The 18,605-nt window shown below is 43.7% G+C and carries 14 protein-coding genes and 1 pseudogene; 8 read left to right on the top strand and 7 right to left on the bottom strand.

Annotation, left to right across the window (positions count from 1 at the left end; all coding sequences use genetic code 11):
- The first annotated feature begins 41 nt into the window (after positions 1 to 41).
- Positions 42 to 1,763 (top strand): hypothetical protein, encoded by a 1,722-nt coding sequence (locus tag K1M91_RS10045; protein ID WP_232801620.1) that lies wholly within the window; start codon positions 42 to 44, stop codon positions 1,761 to 1,763.
- Between the two features lie 18 nt (positions 1,764 to 1,781).
- Here the strand turns inward: K1M91_RS10045 and K1M91_RS10040 are convergent, their stop codons facing one another.
- Positions 1,782 to 2,732 carry a bifunctional GNAT family N-acetyltransferase/hotdog fold thioesterase gene (locus tag K1M91_RS10040; protein ID WP_232801619.1) on the bottom strand — a complete coding sequence of 317 codons (951 nt, stop codon included), beginning with the start codon at positions 2,730 to 2,732 and terminating at the stop codon, positions 1,782 to 1,784.
- Positions 2,733 to 2,908: 176 nt separating this feature from the next.
- On the opposite strand from K1M91_RS10040, the gene K1M91_RS10035 reads away from it, so the two are divergent.
- Positions 2,909 to 3,589 (top strand): hypothetical protein, encoded by a 681-nt coding sequence (locus tag K1M91_RS10035; RefSeq protein WP_232801618.1) that lies wholly within the window; start codon positions 2,909 to 2,911, stop codon positions 3,587 to 3,589.
- A gap of 37 nt (positions 3,590 to 3,626) precedes the next feature.
- On the opposite strand, the pseudogene aqpZ reads toward K1M91_RS10035, so the two are convergent.
- Positions 3,627 to 4,314: pseudogene (aqpZ, locus tag K1M91_RS10030) on the bottom strand (aquaporin Z).
- A gap of 383 nt (positions 4,315 to 4,697) precedes the next feature.
- On the opposite strand from aqpZ, the gene pgi reads away from it, so the two are divergent.
- Both pgi and K1M91_RS10020 read left to right on the top strand, forming a co-directional pair.
- Positions 4,698 to 6,347 (top strand): glucose-6-phosphate isomerase, encoded by a 1,650-nt coding sequence (gene pgi, locus K1M91_RS10025; protein ID WP_232801617.1) that lies wholly within the window; start codon positions 4,698 to 4,700, stop codon positions 6,345 to 6,347.
- Positions 6,348 to 6,508: 161 nt separating this feature from the next.
- On the top strand, positions 6,509 to 7,261 hold the full coding sequence (locus K1M91_RS10020; RefSeq protein WP_232801616.1) for a transporter substrate-binding domain-containing protein: 753 nt from the start codon (positions 6,509 to 6,511) through the stop codon (positions 7,259 to 7,261).
- A 134-nt stretch (positions 7,262 to 7,395) separates the two neighbouring features.
- Here the strand turns inward: K1M91_RS10020 and cysK are convergent, their stop codons facing one another.
- Complete coding sequence (cysK, locus tag K1M91_RS10015; RefSeq protein ID WP_232801615.1) at positions 7,396 to 8,364, bottom strand: cysteine synthase A; 969 nt, start codon at positions 8,362 to 8,364, stop codon at positions 7,396 to 7,398.
- A gap of 241 nt (positions 8,365 to 8,605) precedes the next feature.
- On the opposite strand from cysK, the gene K1M91_RS10010 reads away from it, so the two are divergent.
- From K1M91_RS10010 to K1M91_RS10000, 3 genes are all read left to right on the top strand, one after another.
- Positions 8,606 to 9,136 carry an MgtC/SapB family protein gene (locus K1M91_RS10010; protein WP_232801614.1) on the top strand — a complete coding sequence of 177 codons (531 nt, stop codon included), beginning with the start codon at positions 8,606 to 8,608 and terminating at the stop codon, positions 9,134 to 9,136.
- A 75-nt stretch (positions 9,137 to 9,211) separates the two neighbouring features.
- Positions 9,212 to 10,177, top strand: a complete 966-nt coding sequence (locus K1M91_RS10005; RefSeq protein WP_232801613.1) for a hypothetical protein — start codon at positions 9,212 to 9,214, stop codon at positions 10,175 to 10,177.
- Positions 10,178 to 10,573: 396 nt separating this feature from the next.
- Positions 10,574 to 11,164, top strand: coding sequence for a carbohydrate binding domain-containing protein (locus K1M91_RS10000; RefSeq protein ID WP_232801612.1), 591 nt, complete (start codon positions 10,574 to 10,576; stop codon positions 11,162 to 11,164).
- Positions 11,165 to 11,302: 138 nt separating this feature from the next.
- Here K1M91_RS10000 and K1M91_RS09995 read toward each other — a convergent pair whose 3' ends face one another.
- Positions 11,303 to 13,198 carry a methyl-accepting chemotaxis protein gene (locus K1M91_RS09995; protein ID WP_232801611.1) on the bottom strand — a complete coding sequence of 632 codons (1,896 nt, stop codon included), beginning with the start codon at positions 13,196 to 13,198 and terminating at the stop codon, positions 11,303 to 11,305.
- 237 nt (positions 13,199 to 13,435) lie between these two features.
- On the opposite strand from K1M91_RS09995, the gene K1M91_RS09990 reads away from it, so the two are divergent.
- The gene (locus tag K1M91_RS09990; RefSeq protein ID WP_232801610.1) at positions 13,436 to 14,527 is read left to right on the top strand and encodes a branched-chain amino acid aminotransferase; all 1,092 of its coding nucleotides are present in this window, start codon (positions 13,436 to 13,438) and stop codon (positions 14,525 to 14,527) included.
- A 73-nt stretch (positions 14,528 to 14,600) separates the two neighbouring features.
- On the opposite strand, the gene K1M91_RS09985 is transcribed toward K1M91_RS09990, so the two are convergent.
- From K1M91_RS09985 to nirB, 3 genes are all read right to left on the bottom strand, one after another.
- Positions 14,601 to 15,410, bottom strand: coding sequence for a formate/nitrite transporter family protein (locus K1M91_RS09985; RefSeq protein ID WP_232801609.1), 810 nt, complete (start codon positions 15,408 to 15,410; stop codon positions 14,601 to 14,603).
- Positions 15,411 to 15,519: 109 nt separating this feature from the next.
- Positions 15,520 to 15,855: a nitrite reductase small subunit NirD gene (gene nirD / locus K1M91_RS09980; protein ID WP_232801608.1), complete on the bottom strand. Its 336-nt coding sequence runs from the start codon at positions 15,853 to 15,855 to the stop codon at positions 15,520 to 15,522.
- Complete coding sequence (gene nirB / locus K1M91_RS09975; RefSeq protein WP_232801607.1) at positions 15,852 to 18,416, bottom strand: nitrite reductase large subunit NirB; 2,565 nt, start codon at positions 18,414 to 18,416, stop codon at positions 15,852 to 15,854. Before nirB ends, nirD begins: the two co-directional genes overlap by 4 nt.
- Between the last annotated feature and the right edge of the window lie 189 nt (positions 18,417 to 18,605).

Raw genomic sequence — 18,605 nt, 5'->3', positions numbered from 1 at the left:
TATTTAGTTTCATCGCAGAGCGAGATAAGGAAATCACTATCATGAACCCCACAGCACGCTTAATGGTGCGTATTGTTGCTGGTCTATTACTGCTACTATTAGTGATTATTAGCCTTGCCGCATTGATGTTTAATGCCAATGATTACCGCGCTGACATTAAGCAGTGGGCACTAACCAACTTAGGTTTTGAGCTGGATATACAAGATATTCAATGGAATATCTCCAAGCCGACTCAACTTACCCTTAATAACATCAAACTCACATTGCCACAGCACACCCCAGCTGAACACCCCGTCGCTGAAATTGAACAAATTTGGTTGCAGTTGAGTAGCTCAGGTTGGTTTAGCCGTGAGCTAGTTATTGAACAAGTGATTTTAGAACGACCAACATTATCCATTAGCGACAACTTACTACAGCATTTGCAAAGCGGTAACCCTAAGCCTACTAGCGCGAATGAGCCAAGTAACGTTGAACCATTACCTATTGCCTCATTACAAATAAAACAATTTAGTATAAATCATCTCGATTTAGCGGTGTCTTTGAGACAAAGCCCTGCGGTGACACTACACGATCTGACAATGCACTTGAATCAATGGCAATTAGTTCAAGATCACCAACTTCTCACCAGCAAAGGGGCTGTTGATCTAGAATTAGCAATTAACCAGATCGCGATCAACGCCTTTGCAGTGAACAATGTTTTTGTCTCGGCCCAACTGCAAAACCAACAGCTAGAAATTGACCAATTTAGTGCGAATCATTTGAAAGGTAAGTTAGTGGGTGAGCTAGCTATGAATGTTACGCCACCTTTGGCACTCAAGGTGAAACAATTTTCGCTGAGCGATTTAAACTTAGAATACAGCGAAAGCTGGCTACAAAACTTTCAAGCCAATGCACCGCAGCTGACAGCCAACACAGAATCAGACCAAAAAGTAAACCAGCCCGTCGAATCCCCTTTATTCGACAGCATCTTGATTGAGCAACTGGCATTAAGCGAGATTAGTTTTACTAGCTACGACAAACAACTCCCGCTGACCTTTAATAAGCTCAATCTCAACTTGAAAAATTTACCCATTTTAAGCACTGGCCAATGGCTCGATTTAAGCCAAGTGGATCAACTTAATAGCCAGTTTAACCTCAATATGCGTGAGTTCTACTACGCGGGAACCAGCATTACCGACTTAACCCTTAAAAGTCGAGTAAAAGGTGGCAAGTGGGAGTTTTATCAGGTCCAAGGGAATAGCTTTGATGGCCACTTTTCTGCGTTGTTTGATATTAGCCTACAGCGCTACCCCGATCTTCATATCAACCACCTCACTGCTCGCGACCTAGATATCGGGATCCAACCTGAATGGTTAGCCACAAAGAATGAAGAGCTGGCTGAGCCGAAAGATCTTTTGCTACCAATCAACAGCTTAGTCATCGACAAACTCGATTTATTTAATTTAAATCTGCTTTCTTACGCTGATGAACTGCCCCTCTCTATTCGGGGGATCAGTCTGCGCTTAGAGCAAGCGCAATTGATCAAGCAACGCCATTTATTAACCATACCACCGCAATGGTCGCAACAGGCAAGCTTTGAACTAATCGTCAACGAAGCGCTATATCAGGGCATGAAAGCCGATAAGATAAGAATTAAAGGCAAGCTAAACGAAGATTACCTGAATCCCGACATGCTACAACGGTTAATCCCCAGCACGCCGGTCAATGTGGAAGGTAAAATAATGGATAAAGCCCCCGAAAAACGGGTGATTAGGTTAGATTAAGGTCTGTGTAGCTATCAATTACTCATTGGCCACTGAATAGATATCAGTTAAAGGAGGCGGCTCCGACTGGGACTCTCTCGGTAAAATAATGAACAGGCCTTCAAAGTCTGCTGCATTTTGCTCACCGCTAATAATACTCACCGTCATTTTGACTTTGACCTTACAGCCTTTTTTTAGGCCTGCAAAACTGCCATCAATATGATCTTTTAAGATCACCGCTCTAGGCAGTTCAGTAACAGGTTGGCGATAAGCAATTTCAGCCTTAGCAACCACTATCTCACCATCAAAACCTTGCTCTTTCATTTTTAACCAACACAAACCCCACGCGGTTAAGGTAGCTTGACTATAAATACTACCAGCAAACATGGCATGTTTAGTATTCACATTGGCATGTAAACTGGCGCGAGTTTCAAAGCGCTCGCCCGTGTATTGGTAAACAGTAATACCCATTTTTTCACTAATGGGAATTTGCTCAGCCCAAACCCGCTCTAATGCTAAGCATAATTCAGGCACCCGCAGCAAACTTTTCGCAGGGGCGAGCTGCTTAATCATTTGCAGTAGTTGCGTACCTTCCATACGATGGGGTTCACGTTGCGCAGCAACATAGCCAAACTTTTCAAAAAAAGAGATCGCTTTGATTCGAGACAGCAACACAATGCGCTTTGCTCCTTCATCACGCGCAGCTTGTTCCAGAGCTTTTAACAACAAAGCTCCAATCCCTTTACCGCGATAAGAAGGCTCTACAGCCATGTAACGAATTTGCGCTTCATCGGAATCAGTAACATATACCCGCCCAACCGCCAGCGGTTTACCGTCACGATCTCGGATCATCCGATGCAAGGCATGGGGATCATAACCATCTTTTTCAGAGCCCATTGGCAACTGTAAAGGTGCGTTTAAGATCGACCAACGGAAATGAAAATATTCATCGAGTTCCGTTTTGGTAGTAGGCTCAAAAATATGATACAAGTAATATCTCCTGTGACTAATGCTTCTTATATTGCCTAGTCTTTCAGCAATATTCAATATCCGCTCAATTAGCTAGTTTTTAGCATTGCATATTCTGCCTACCACATTAATAATTAAACTTTATAAACAATAAGTTATAAAACAATAATCTCGCCACTTGGCATAAGGAGCCACTCTTGCTATCCGATTACGAGCTAATCAACCGTCTCAGCCAAGCCCAAGTGCGCCATTTAGTACATCAAGATGATAAGCAATGGGTATTATTTGAAGACCATGACTACTTGTGGCTAACCCTTGATACCGTCGTACAAAGTATTATGAGCAAGACCGAGCCAAGTAAACTGATGCTTGGCTATCATCATGCTTTGTTGCCGCATTTACCCCACCACTTTGAGTCTATTATTGAGCTAGGCTTAGGCGGTGGTAGCTTGATCCGCTATCTATGTGACAGGCAACCAGACCTAAAATACACTTGTATTGAACAAAGCCAGCAAGTGATTGATTGGTTTAATGACTATTTCAACCCAAGCCAATGTCAGGTAAAAGTCTTAGCCGCTGATGCCTGTGCCGCTATCACTGAACTGGCCCCTGCTGATGTCATGCTCTGCGATTTATTTAGCGATTTTGGCAGTCCTGCATTTCTCTTTGATCCTGCATTTTATCAAGCCTGTGCTAGCAAGTTTAGCGATACCTTAATAATTAATTTACTACCAAGGCAGCAAGATGAGCTTGACGCAGTGATCTTGCTCGTGACCCAACAATTTAAGCAAACACCGCAAGTAATTAAGGTTGAGAACATGCGTAATCATCTGATCGTGATTAATAAAGAAAAGCCGTACAAGATAGAGAAAAACTAGCGGCCTCGTTGATTCAAGAACGCTAGTTAAGGGTTGTTTAGTCTTTATTCGGTGCTAACCAACGATACACAATACCTGCTAAGATCGCACCAGCAATAGGAGCCACCCAGAACAGCCAAAGCTGTGAAACCGCCCAATCACCAACAAACAATGCCGGGCCTGTACTACGAGCAGGGTTTACCGAAGTATTCGTTACCGGAATACTCACTAAGTGGATCAACGTTAGCGCTAGACCAATAGGAATACCAGCAAAACCAGCAGGCGCTAACTTATGAGTCGCACCCAAAATCACAATGAGGAAGCCAAAAGTCATCACCACTTCAGTAACCAAAGCCGCAGTTAAAGTGTAACCACCGGGCGAATGCTCACCATAACCATTAGAGGCAAAGCCCGCACTTAAATCAAAGCCGGCTTGACCACTCGCAATCACATATAACACTGCAGCACCAGCAATTGCTCCCGCCACTTGAGCCGCAATATAAGGGCCTAGCTCTTTCGCCACCCGCCCATAAGCCGAATGAGACGGCAGGGTTTAAATGGCAACCCGAAATATGACCTATGGCAAACGCCATGGTGAGAACGGTTAAACCAAAGGCTAACGACACACCTAATAGACCAATACCAACTTCCGGAAATGCCGCGGCTAACACTGCACTACCACAACCACCTAAAACCAACCAAAACGTACCGATAAACTCGGCCGCCATTTTTTTAGAAAGATCCATTTTTCAACCCTTTAAGAAATGTTATATTGCCCAAACTTAGAGCAACTCATAAAACATTCACATTTTATTTACTAGACAAGCAGAAAATCCAATATGTTAACGCAACGCCCCAGACTAAACCGATAACGTTACACTTTTGCGCACTTTTGAAACCCTTTGTTACAAAAGGCAAGCAATTAAAATCATATACTTAGTGACACAAAAAACCGTAACGTGAAGCTGATCAAAGTTTTATATTCTCACACCTGCAAAATAGTGCCGATTGCTCTTTAGTTGCGCTTGGGCCGAGACAAGCTTTTTACTTTTTTGTCACAATTTCAAAATATACTTCATATAAGTGACTATTATTTCGTTATTTTCCTTATCATTCAGGTAACCACTTTATGCTTAACACTGTTAATCCAACTGAAACACAAGCTTGGCAAAAGCTGCAGGCCCACTTTGCACAAAATAACATTACGTTGGCACAAGAGTTCGCCCAAAATCCCGATCGATTTAAGCAGCTATCTTGTCAACTCAATGACGAATTACTGCTGGATTACTCTAAAAATTTAGTCACTTCGGAAACTCTAGCGTTACTAACCGAACTAGCACATGAAGTTGATTTAAAAAGCGCAATTCACGCCATGTTTAATGGCGACAAGATTAACCAAACAGAAAACCGCGCAGTTTTACACGTGGCTTTACGTAATCGCAGTAACAGTGAAATAAAAGTAGACGGCAACAATGTGATGCCAGAGATCAATGCCGTGCTCGCTAAGATGCAAGCATTCTGCGCAAAAGTTCACTCAGGTGAATGGCTTGGTTACACCGGAAAGCGTATTACCGATATCGTCAACATAGGCATCGGCGGTTCTGATTTAGGTCCTTACATGGTCACCGAAGCCCTAAACGCTTACAAAGTAGAAGGCATTAACGCGCATTTTGTGTCTAACGTTGACGGCACTCATATCACCGAAACGTTGAAAAAAGTAAACCCAGAAACCACTCTGTTTTTGATTGCATCAAAAACCTTTACTACCCAAGAAACCATGACGAACGCCCACACTGCGCGCGACTGGTTTTTAGCAGCGGCGAAACAGCCAGAGTTTGTCGCTAAGCACTTTGCTGCGCTTTCAACCAATGCCAAATCAGTCGCAGAGTTCGGCATTGATATCGACAATATGTTTGAATTTTGGGATTGGGTTGGCGGTCGTTATTCACTTTGGTCAGCCATTGGTTTATCCATTGCACTAACCATTGGCTACGATAACTTCGAGCAACTGCTGGACGGTGCTCATGAAATGGATCAGCATTTCTTAAATGCCGATTTCGAGCAAAATATCCCGGTTATTTTAGCTTTGCTTGGTGTTTGGTATAACAACTTTTACGGCGCCGAATCCGAAGCGATTTTGCCTTACGATCAATACATGCATCGCTTTGCCGCTTATTTCCAACAAGGTAACATGGAATCAAACGGTAAGAACTGCGACCGTAAGGGTAATCCAATTGACTATCAAACCGGTCCTATTATTTGGGGCGAGCCAGGCACTAACGGCCAGCATGCATTTTATCAACTGATCCACCAAGGCACTAAGTTAATCCCATGTGATTTTATTGCCCCGGCACAAAGTCATAACCCAGCAGGCGATCACCACGTTAAATTGCTATCTAACTTCTTTGCCCAAACCGAAGCACTTGCCTTTGGCAAAAGCCAAACGCAGGTTGAAGCTGAATTTCTTGCCGCAGGAAAGTCATTAGAAGAAGTGAAACACTTAGTGCCATTTAAGGTCTTTGAGGGCAACAAGCCAACCAATTCAATCATGGTGAAAAAAATTACCCCAAGTGTACTCGGTCAATTGATCGCCATGTACGAGCACAAAATTTTTGTCCAAGGTATTATCTGGAATGTGTTCAGCTTCGATCAATGGGGGGTTGAATTAGGTAAGCAGCTAGCTAGCCAAATTTTACCTGAGCTGCAAGATGACGAAAGCGTTAGCGCTCATGACGCGTCAACCAATGGTTTGATCAACTGCTTTAAAGCTTGGCGTTAATCGACTGCACGCAGCCCAATTAATGGGCTGCGTGCTATTTTTTTAGGCTTAATTAATATTGATTAACTTGCCTAGCCACATTTTTTAACATTAATGATTGTTAACTTAAGCGTATTTTTATACTTTTATTATCCTTAAGTAGTTTGGCAAGGGTAAAGATAATGAAGTATATCGCGAGGATAAGTTGGGTAATATTAATGCTACCCATTTTATTCTTTCAACTTGCCCATGCCAACCTACCACCCGAACACCAAACACCTAAGATAGATTTTTATACCGAACACTTCCCTCCCTTTGCGATTGATGATCAATTTGAAATACTCGGAGAATCAGTTGATTTAGTGAGAACAATGCAACGATTATTAGGCCAACCAGATACCATACGCATAAAACCTTGGGCCAGAGCTTACCAAAAGGTGTTACGAGAGCCGAACAGCGCCTTATTTCTAACCGCACGCACGCCGGCACGAGAAGCATTATTTAAGTGGGTAGGCCCATTAACCCGAGATAGAGTCTCACTATGTCAGCACAAATCAGATCAAAATAAGTATGACGATATCAACCTGCTGGATAAAGACATCCATATTGCTGTCACTCGTGGCTATCCAGAGCAAGCCGCTCTCGAAAAACTCGGTTTTAACCACATAAAGTTAACCAACACACCCAATAGCACTATCAACCAGCTATTGAAAAAACGGGTTACTTTGATTAGCTGTAGCCCCAAAACCTTGTGGGATTTATTGATTCAAAATGCCACCCCCACTGACGAGATCCACTTAACCAATATTGACCTTTATGAAGTTGAGCTTTACATCGCGTTCAACCATCAAACATTGGATAAAACGATACACGCTTGGCAACACGCTTTAGAGCTGTCTAAGCAAAGCCGAGAATATATTGAGCTAAACGATTAAGCACCCTCTGACCTATTTAGCCAGAAAAAGCATGCATTACGGCCACATTTCGTTTTCAGGGATAAAACGCAAGGGTATAGATTAAAAAAAACCGCATCGTTAATGCGGCTTTTTAGCACAGGCAGAAAGTGCAATTACTGCACTAAATCTTGCTCATCAAAAATACCTTCAAACAACGCACTACTTAGGTAACGCTCACCCGAGCTTGGCAAAATAACCACTATCACTTTATCTTTAAACTCTTCAAGTTCAGCTAATCGCGCCGCAGCAACCACTGCCGCGCCAGAAGAAATACCCGCTAAAATACCCTCTTCTTTCATTAAGCGACGCGCCATTTCAATAGACTCATCATTGCCAACCGTTTCAACACGGTCAATTACGCGCAAGTCTAAGTTTTTAGGAATAAAGCCCGCGCCGATACCTTGGATCTTATGCGGTCCAGGCTTCACTTCTTGACCCGCTAAGGTTTGACTGATCACCGGTGAATCTTCCGGCTCAACCGCAACCGAGATAATATTCTTACCACGTTGTTGTTTAATATAACGACTCACGCCAGTAATGGTTCCGCCGGTACCAACACCAGCAACAAATACATCCACTTCACCTTGGGTGGCATCCCAAATTTCAGGGCCAGTAGTCATAGTGTGAATAGCTGGGTTTGCTGGGTTTTCAAATTGCTGCAGTAACACATATTTTTCAGGATCACTAGCGGCGATTTCATTGGCTTTATCAATCGCGCCTTTCATGCCTTTTGCCGCTTCAGTTAGCACTAAGTTTGCGCCCAAGGCTTTTAGTAACTTACGACGCTCTAAACTCATTGAACTAGGCATAGTTAAGGTTAGCTTGTAACCACGCGACGCCGCCACAAATGCCAGTGCAATACCGGTATTACCACTGGTTGGCTCAATTAGCTCTTGACCGGCTTTTAGCTTACCTTTTTGCTCGGCGTCCCAAATCATGTTGGCACCAATACGACATTTAACAGTAAAGCTAGGGTTACGGCTTTCAACTTTGGCGTAAACATTCCCTTTAGTGACACGGTTTAGACGCACTAAAGGAGTATTACCTATCGTTAAAGAATTATCGTCAAACAACTTGCTCATCACATTTTCCTAATATTGTTAAATGCGTATCCATACTACGCTGAATTTACTCTTCTCTTTATATCAGAAATTATCAGTCTTGCTAATTTTATATTCTAATATCTTATAACCAACTCACACAGTGGTATCACATTATCTAAGTGGAGATTTTTCATTTCAGCACAAAAATAATTCACTCAATAAATACTTGTTTCACAACTCGGTTAGTCGCATATTGCGGCCCTAAGATAGAGGAGTAACCATGTCCGACAATTTGCTTAACATTTACCCGTTTGATTGGCACGGCATATTATTCTGCGTCATTTGTGCTGGCTTAATCGGATTTGAACGTCAATATCGTGGCAAGCCGGTTGGTATTCGCACTGCCTGCTTAATTGTACTCGGCACTTACAGTTTTTTAAAAGTGGGAATATCACTCTCGCCCCATTCTTTAGATCAAGCCAGAGTTTATGGTCAAATTATTACTGGTGTTGGCTTTTTAGGAGCTGGGGTAATGATGTCCCGCGATGGTCAAGTGATGGGCGTCACCTCTGCTGCCAGTATTTGGATGCTTGCAGCCATTGGCTTAATGATAGGTATCGGTTTTGAGCGTCAAGCGCTGATAATCACACTACTGGTATTACTGATACTGGTTGGCGTCGATTTGCTGGAAAACAGTTTTAAATTTATGCGCCAAGGTGTACATGCGCACTTCTATAGCCGAAAACGTAAATTGATTAAGGCCAAGCGTAATAGCCGAGCAAACACGCCGCAAGCACCAGAAGAAGTATAAAAATGTCAGCTAAGCTGTACCGAATAAATCAGCCGCGCTATGCTAGCGCGGTATTTATCTTTTATAGGCTCATCCATGTTTAGCTTTCCCGATTTAACCCAATTTGCCGCTGCGTATCCAACCTTAAGCGGCACTCGTTTAGACTTAGCCCATCGTATTGCCAAACAAAGCTATAACGAGACTTGTTTTTTTAACCAGCAACTCAATCAACATAAACTGGCACCAGAGCAATGGGCAATTGAACTAATACCGCAAAGTACGCCAGCGTGGATACATCAGATTGTTAAGTCAGCGAAAGAACAACACTACCAATTCGAAAATAGCTTAACACTGGCCGCCAGCTGCCTATCAATCGCCTTAGAGTTAAGCTATTTAACGGTTTGCGCTAATGAGAACAAAATTGCTAAGTCTCGCTTACAAAAAGATCAAACCAGCTTAACGCAATGGTTTGCAGACACAGACCAAGCTGATGAGGCGAGCATTAAACTCGCGCTTGATATCGCATTACTGCTGTACTTTCATCAAGTCTCACAAGTCATGTTTGGCCATGCCGCACTAGCTGAAACCACTCTGGTTGAACGTCGCGCCTTAATCACCGACGCGGACTTTAATGCCGGCACTATGTTTTGTCTGTGGCTCGATTACCACCAAGACAAATCGCGTATCCCCGCCAATGAAGCAGACGCTCTGCAACGCTTAGTAAACGCCGCTTACCTACTAAGTGTGATCGACAAAAGCCAAGCGAACAACAAAAATTCACTGCATTTTGCCAGCAACCGCGTGAGCTGCTTTGTTAGTGGTGCCATTGCGGGTTTACATGACATGGGTAAAGGTGAGCAATTTTCTGCTGATGAAGACACACTGCAACAACAAACTGCTGAGCTCAGCCAGTGGATTGAAGCCGCGTTGTTAGACTCAAGTTTGGGCAACTTTGTCGGCAATGAAGCTGAACTAGAAGCCGATGAGCAAAAATTACAAAGCGAAACAGCCACCAGCCGCGCCGAGCTAAAAGCGGGAAAACTGCAAGGACTCGCGTTCTAACCTCATTAGTTTAACCCGAGTTCTGTTTAAGCCAGTAGCAGCCAAATAAAGCATGTTTTACGGAAAATTTCGTTTTCAGGGATGAAAACGCAAAGCGTATAGGGACATATTCACAGCGTTTTTGCAGGAAAACATGCTATTTCGCTTATCCAACAAGATTCAAGTTAATTTAGTCAACCTCATTCGAGCTGGCGTATTGCGACAAAGCAATACGCCAGCTCATGAGATTTTTCCTATTGCCAGTCCCCCAAACAATTAAAAAAGAGACATCTCACAAATATTAGCGATTTAAGCGCTATAGAATGATGTAGCCCATACTTTAACTGTATGCTTAATGACATATTAAATCGGAAAACCAATACTACAAAAACCACTAATATAACGAGGTTTTTGCTCATGATGGCATCGATTCCAAGTAAAAGATTTTTATTTTTCACAATCCTGTACAGCGCTTTAACAGCACCCTCGGTGCAAGCTGCCAATGATATTAAGGGCGTCAATTTACTTCATACCGCTAAGTGGAACGCCGCAACAGATAGCTTTGGCTCTAGCTTCAACGCTTCGGAGCCATTAGTTCAAAATGAACAGATTCAAGTACAGTTTACTTTAGCGAAAAAACAAGAAGGCAAAGGTTGGCCATTTGTTGAGTTGGTTTGTGCCACAGCCACACCACTAACAGGGGTAGACCGAGTAGAAATAACCTACCGCGCAGAATCAGATGTCGCGGTAAAATTTTCTCAGTCTGATTTTGGTGCCAAGGGCGACGGCTCTTACGCACATTACCAAACGGTGATCCCGGCATCCACTGACTGGGTAACAACACAGCTGCATGCCAGTGATTTTAAACAACCTAGTTGGGCGCCAGAGAGCGCAAAAGACATCCCATTAAACTTAAGTAATGTGCAAGATATCTACCTTTCCCCCAAGCTAAATTTTACAACAGGTGAAACAAAAACATTGTGGATAAAGAGCCTTAAGGTGCTGTAGTTCCATAAGCAGAGATTCTAGCTTCAACTAAAAGGCAACCTGAGTACAGGTTGCCGAAAAAGCCATACTAATTAACTTCGGTTTTGCTTAAGTCTATTACGAGTGAATAAAGTATATTTTACTTATCCAGAACTTGGGTTAATTAAACTTTAAACCTTCCCACCGAAAGCTCAATAGTGCTGGCCAGCTCCTTAAGCGATAGTGCTTGCTCCACCTCATTTTGGCATTATCTGCTAACGAGTAAGACACTTCACGTGCAGCTTCTGTGTTGCGACTAATTTCTTCCGTCACTTTTGCTTGCTCTTCCGCCGCAGTAGCTATCTGCGTTGCCATATCACTGATTTCAGTGATTGAAAGGCTAATATTTCTTAGGCTCTCACCTGCTAAGTTGACATCATCGACACTCTGTTGCGACATGCCATAGCTACCTTTCATCACAGAAACAGCCTGCTCTGTAGATTGCTGTAATGCTTCTATCATGGCTTGAATTTCATTGGTAGATTTATGGGTACGCTGAGACAATATCCGAACTTCATCTGCAACCACAGCAAACCCTCGGCCCTGCTCACCCGCTCTGGCGGCCTCAATGGCAGCATTTAACGCCAACAAATTAGTTTGCTCAGCAATATCACTAATGGTCGAAATAATACTACTAATCTCCTTAGCGTGCTGATCTAACTCTCCAATAATCGCAACCGAGGTATTCACCTCTTCAGATAAGGCAAGAATAGAATGTTGGCTTTTTTCCATTTGGTTTAAGCCTGTTCGACTGAGTTGAACTGATAAATTAGCACTTTCTGCAGCACTATCAGCATTACTCGCGATTTGCATTGTCGCGGAAACCATTTCCGTTACCGCTGTAGCCACCTGAGTTATCTCATCTTGCTGATGAGTTAGTCGCATGGGCGTTTGTTCAGAAACATTAGCAGTTGAAACGGCGCGTTCATTAAGCGCGTGAGTCACTTGCGATAATTTTTTCACCATCACATGGATCCGCTCTACAAAAGCATTGAAATTAACGCCTAGCCTACCTACTTCATCTTGGCTCTTAGTATTAATTCGAGCAGTTAAATCGCCCTCGCCATTAGCAATATCAGCCAACGCATTTGACACATCAATCAGTTCTTTAAGCAAACGACCAACAACTAGAGAAACAATTAACGCAACGAGAATAAGCGTTATCACACCCATGCCGATTTGCTCATAGAGTAAACGCGTTAATGGTGCAAGTAAGGGGGATTTATCTAGCACCGACACTAGATACCAATCTGTATTGGGTACTTTACGAGCTAAAACTAAACTTTGCATACCCTGAACTTCTAGCTCCGCCACATTATTAGTTTGAGACAGTTCGCTCACTAAACTATGGGTTAAATTATTCGATACATCACTTAGTTGCTTCAAATTATACTGATGATCCTGATACGCAATAATCAGACCGGAGCCGTCCACCAAGATTGCTTGACTGTCACCTATCATTGGTATTTTTGCTACATCTTGTGATAATTTATCCAAGGCCAAATTAGCCCCTACCACACCGTAGAACTTCCCATCAATTTTCACTGATGTGGCCACCGCCACCACTGTTTTTTGCGCCGTAACACTAACAAATGGCTTGCTAATAACAACATCATTTGTCGATTTTGCAGACTTGTACCAACTGCGTGTTCTCGGATCAAATCCTTCAGGGCTGGTTAATTTTGGATCATTTCGGAACATCTCTCCTTGTTCCGTGCCATAGTAGGTCAGGATAAAATCACCCGATAGCAACGTTTGTTGTAGGTGAGAATAGACTCTGTCGGGAGGCATGCGCTCCGCGGCTAATTGCATACCTTTAATCGCACTGCGCTTACTGTCTAACCAGTTCGCAATACCAAATGCGTAAGCCGATAGCTGGTTGTGGCTTTCATTTTCAATAGATGCTAACTTCTGGGTCGCCGCCTTAAAGTAGCTTACTGAAATCAAAACTCCGACAGTCGCCAATAACACAAGTAGCACCATCGTCACCATTTTTGCTTTTAACGAACTAAGCATCATTTTTCCTTCATACGCAGCTATACGAACAAAAATTACACCTTAAACCATGCAACAACACACCTACCAACATAAAAATCAAGATAGTAGAAAAATGTGAGTTTACAGATGAAAGCGCTATGGATAGAACAATAATTATCGACTTAAGACCTTTTGAATAAGACAAAGTGTGCAACCTCTTGACATTATTCTCATCGCTACCTAGTCTGCTTATCTCTCTAATCAAGGTGGTCTGTGATGGAAATAACTTACAACTTAAAATCGGCGTCGGAGCGCCGCACCGAACCATTTAAGCCAGATGAAAATGTTGGCTTTGGTAACCTCAGAACCGAGCATATGTTTCTCATGGATTACCGAGACGGCGAGTGGCGTGATCCACGCATTGTGCCTTACGGGCCATTTGAAATGGCGCCAGGAGCAATGGCGCTGCATTATGGCCAATCAATTTTTGAAGGGGCCAAGGCCTTCATGCATGAAGATGGTGAAATTTACACATTTCGCATCAATAAAAATGCCGAGCGAATGAATCGCTCTGCCGATATCCTTTGCATTCCTCATCTCGATGAACAAATGCAAATTGATGCCATTAATGCCTTAATCGACGTTGATCGCTTGTGGTTTCCAATGCAGCAAGGCGCATGTTTGTATATTCGTCCATTTATTTTTGCCACAGAAGACCGTCTCTCCATTGGCGCCAGCAAAAGCTACACTTTCTGCGTAGTGTTAAGCCCAAGTGGTGCTTACTACGCTGCAGGTGTTAACAAGGGCATACGATTGCTGATCAGTAAAACATTCCATCGCGCAGTTTCAGGTGGCACTGGGGCATCAAAAGCAGCAGGAAACTATGCGGCATCGTTGCGAGCAGGCCAGGCAGCTGCTGAATTTGGCGCATCCCAAGTGCTGTATTTGGATGCCAATAATCAGCAAATTGAAGAAGCTGGCGCAATGAATCACTTCCATATTCTGAAAGATGGTACCGTGATCATCCCGACCTTTACCGACACAATTTTAAAATCCATCACTTCGCAATCCATCATGGAATTAGGCGAGCAATTGGGTTGTGAGGTGCGCCAAGAAACCATCATGTTAGATCAGTTTATTGCTGATATAGAGTCAGGTGAAATTATTGAAGCAGGTGGTTTTGGCACCGCTGCCGTAGTCTCTGCCGTTGGCTCTTATATTTTTGAAGATGGCCGCGTTGTTACTGTTGGTAATGGTGAGGTTGGTGAGCATGTGCAACGCATTTACAAATTGTATACCGACATGCAAAAAGGCTATGTCCAAGCCCCTGAAGGCTGGTTGCAAAAAGTCGAACGCATCGCCTCTTAGGCTCTGCTGCAACAAAATAAAAGGCGCTAAGGCAACAGCCTCGGCGCCTTTTTGTTGCTGTCAGTTCTTTAAACTACAGATTACGAGCAGGCAGCGTTTTACCATGAGTGGCGTATAACGCTAAACCGGTAAACACTAGACCGCCCACTAAGTTGCCTAAGGTTACTGGAATTTGGTTCCAAACTAACCAATCCACAATGGTAAATTCAGCGCCTAACATCATTCCTAATGGGAACAAATACATATTCACCACGGCATGCTCAAATACTAAACCGAAAAAGATAAAAATAGGAAACCACATAGCCAACACTTTGCCACTGACCGATTTTGATACCATGGCCCCCACGACCCCTAAGCACACCATCCAGTTACATAAAATCCCCTTCACGAAGACAGTGATCCAACCGTTTAAGCCGTGTTCCGCAAAACCTAATGAGCGGGCAGTTGAGGCTTTAATAAACGCTTGCCCCACTGCACCGGGATCCATGCTGAAATTCATGGTAAAAGTTAACGCGACTAAAAAAGCCACACTGACTGCGCCAATCAAGTTACCCAACGCCACCAGTAACCAGTTGCGTAAAACACCGGCCTTAGTCACACCAGGGCGCTGTTCAAATAAGGCCAACGGCGCTAACGCAAATACACCAGTTAATAAGTCAAAGCCCATTAGATTCAAAATCACAAAACCAACGGGAAACACCAGTGCCCCAGTAATAGGAATGCCGGTTTGCACGGCGGTAGTAATCGCAACAGCAACAGCAATGGCTAAAATAGCCCCCGCCATGGTGCCGCGAATAATGGTGTCGCGCGTTGACATAAACACTTTGCTTTCGCCAGCATCTATCATGGTTTGTACAAATTCAGCAGGTTTAACGTATGACATAAATCATCCTTGCGCTAATAATTAAAAAAAATGACATAATGTAAGGCTTTCAAACCACCAGCACAGTGCTAGTAAAACCGGAAAGCCCTGTGGTTATGTCAGCTTTTGGCTATGCCAGCACCTCAACCACCCCGTTTTTAACCCGAGTTTGATAGGCTGGAACGGCTATTTCCGCATTCTCTAAACATGATCCATCAGTCAAGTTAAAACGCTGTTTCTTTAATGGCGATGCCACCCACAACGCATCGCCATGCTGACAAATAACGCCACGTGATAGCACATTCGCCTGACCAAACGGATCCATATTGTTTAGGGCGAAAATTTGCTCATCGTTATAAGGGCGAAACAATGCCACCTGTTTATCATTGACGAGAGCACATACCCCCGTGGCAGGATAGATTTTGCTTAACTCACACACGCTGAACCATTTGTTATTCTTACTCATACAGTTTCTTCCTCTAATGCGTTATCCAGCTGAATACGGTAAGTTGGTACTTTTTCGGTAATAAAGGCGGGGCGTTTTTGGCCACGCTCTGGCACAAACTGCACATTGTCATCACTTAAATCTGAGTTAATAAAGTGTGCGAAACGAGCTAGCTGATCTTTATCCGATAATGTTTTTGCCCATTCACATTCATAACTCGCTATTAGCTTGCTCATATCGGCTTCAAGCTGTTGATTAATTTCTAACTTGTCATGAACGATGACATCACGCAGGTAATCAATGCCACCTTCTAAATTATTCAGCCACACCGAAGTACGGGTAAGCTTGTCGGCGGTGCGCACATAGAACATCATGAAGCGGTCAACGTATTGCAATAAGGTGGTTTGATCGAGATCAGATGCCAATAACACCGCATGCTGTGGTTTCATACCGCCATTACCACACACATACATGTTCCAGCCCGAATCGGTGGCGATGATACCAAGATCTTTACCTTGTGCTTCGGCGCACTCACGGGTGCAGCCAGACACGCCAAATTTCATCTTGTGCGGGGTGCGAATGCCCTTGTAACGGTTTTCAAGTAGCGCTCCGAGGCCAACACTGTCTTGCACACCAAAACGACACCAAGTGCTACCGACACAGGTTTTCACCATCCGCAATGCTTTGGCGTAAGCTTGGCCAGTTTCAAAGCCTGCATCGAGTAAAGTTTGCCAAATGGCCGGTAAGTCTTCTTTACGGGCACCAAATAAGCCAATGCGTTGTGCGCCTGTTACCTTGGTATATAAATCGTAATCTTGCGCGACTTGCGCCAGTACAGATAAGGCTTTTGGTGTCACTTCACCAGCTGACATCCGTGGGATCACCGAGTAGGTGCCGTCTTTTTGCATATTGCCCAAGAAGATATCATTGGTGTCTTGTAAACCATTATGCTCTGGCGTTAGCACATACTCGTTCCAGCATGATGCCAACAACGAGCCAATTGTCGGCTTACAGACTTCACAGCCGTAGCCCTTACCGTATTTAGCCAGCAGCTCAGTAAAGGTTTTAATCCCTTCAATTTTGATTAGGTGGTATAGCTCTTGGCGCGAATATTCAAAGTGTTCGCATAAATGATTTTTAACTTCAATACCTTGTTTGGCTAATTCAGCGTTCAGCACTTGTGAAATAAGTGGTAAACAACCGCCACAACCTGTACCTGCTTTGGTCACTTCTTTAATTGCTGACATAGTGGTATGGCCGTCAGCCACCGCGGCCGCGATATGACCTTTACTAACATCAAAACAAGAACAAATTTGCGCACTCTCTGGCAGGGCATCCGCACCTAACTTAGCACCACCACAGCCATCGCGAGACGGTAAAATTAGGCTATCTGGGTGTTCAGGTAATTCGATATCATTAAGCTTGTATTGTAATAAGGTGCCGTAATCAGAAGCATCACCCACCAGCACCGCACCCAACAGCTTTTTACCATCTTTCGAGACAATAATTCGTTTGTACAGATCTTGGCTTTCATCACTGTAGACATAACTGCGACAACCCGGTGTACGACCATTGGCATCACCTATACTGCCGACATCGACCCCCAGTAATTTAAGTTTGGCGCTCATGTCAGCACCAGCAAACTGGTTGTCGTTACCTAACAAGGTATCGGCGGTGACTTGCGCCATTTTGTAGCCTGGTGCCACTAAGCCGAAGAATTGCTCTTGCCATGAAGCACACTCACCAATTGCAAATACATCAGGATCAGAGGTAATACACTGATCATCAATCACAATACCGCCACGGCGACCAGTGGCAAGGCCACACTGTTTCGCCAGCTTGTCTTGCGGCCGAATACCGGTACTGAACACGATAAAATCCACTTCTAACTCAGTACCATCGGCAAACTTCAAGGTATTACGGGCGGTCGTGCCCTGAGGAATAATTTCTAAGGTATTTTTACTGGTGTGAACTTGTACGCCTAGGCTTTCAATTTTACGGCGCAGCATCTTGCCGCCTTGCTCATCCAGCTGCTCTGCCATTAATACAGGCGCAAATTCAATCACATGAGCTTGGATGCCCAATGCTTTTAAAGCGCCAGCGGCTTCCAGGCCAAGTAACCCCCCACCCACTACTACACCGCTTTTGCTGCGACGGGCACAGGCTTCAATAGCGTTCAAATCTTCAATGGTGCGATAGACAAAACAGTCTTTGCTTTCGTTGCCTTTGATCGGTGGCACAAACGGGTACGAGCCCGTTGCCATAACTAGTTTATCGTAATAAACCGCACGCCCCGTTTGTGTATGAATGACTTTTTCGGCGCGGTTAATGGTAATGGCACGCTCGCCAATTAACACCTTAACTTGATGCTTTTCATAAAAACCTTCTTTTACCAACGAAAGCTCTTCTGCTGTATGGTGAGAAAAATAAGACGACAAATGCACGCGGTCGTAAGCCACGCGTGGCTCTTCACACAACACAGTGATATCAAATTGGGATTGCGGGGATTTTTCGATTAACTCTTCAATAACACGGTGTCCCACCATGCCATTGCCGATAACTGCCAGTCTCATTTTGTCCATTGCTGCCTCAATATTTTCTGCTTATGGCTGCAATGTAGTAATAATAAAAAATAGCCAGTTGATATAAATCAACTGGCTATTTAAACATCCCTAAAGAGGTATAAGATATGTTACAGGTGAGATCTATTTAGCGGCTAAAATTTGCATTAAATTACAAATAAATAACAATTGGGCCAGTAAAATGATGCC

This window comes from Motilimonas sp. E26, from assembly GCF_021278025.1.
Taxonomy (GTDB): Bacteria; Pseudomonadota; Gammaproteobacteria; order Enterobacterales; family CBDFNC01; genus Motilimonas.
The sequence above is the reverse complement of the archived record's forward strand: the minus strand, read 5'-3'. Positions and strand labels throughout refer to the sequence as shown.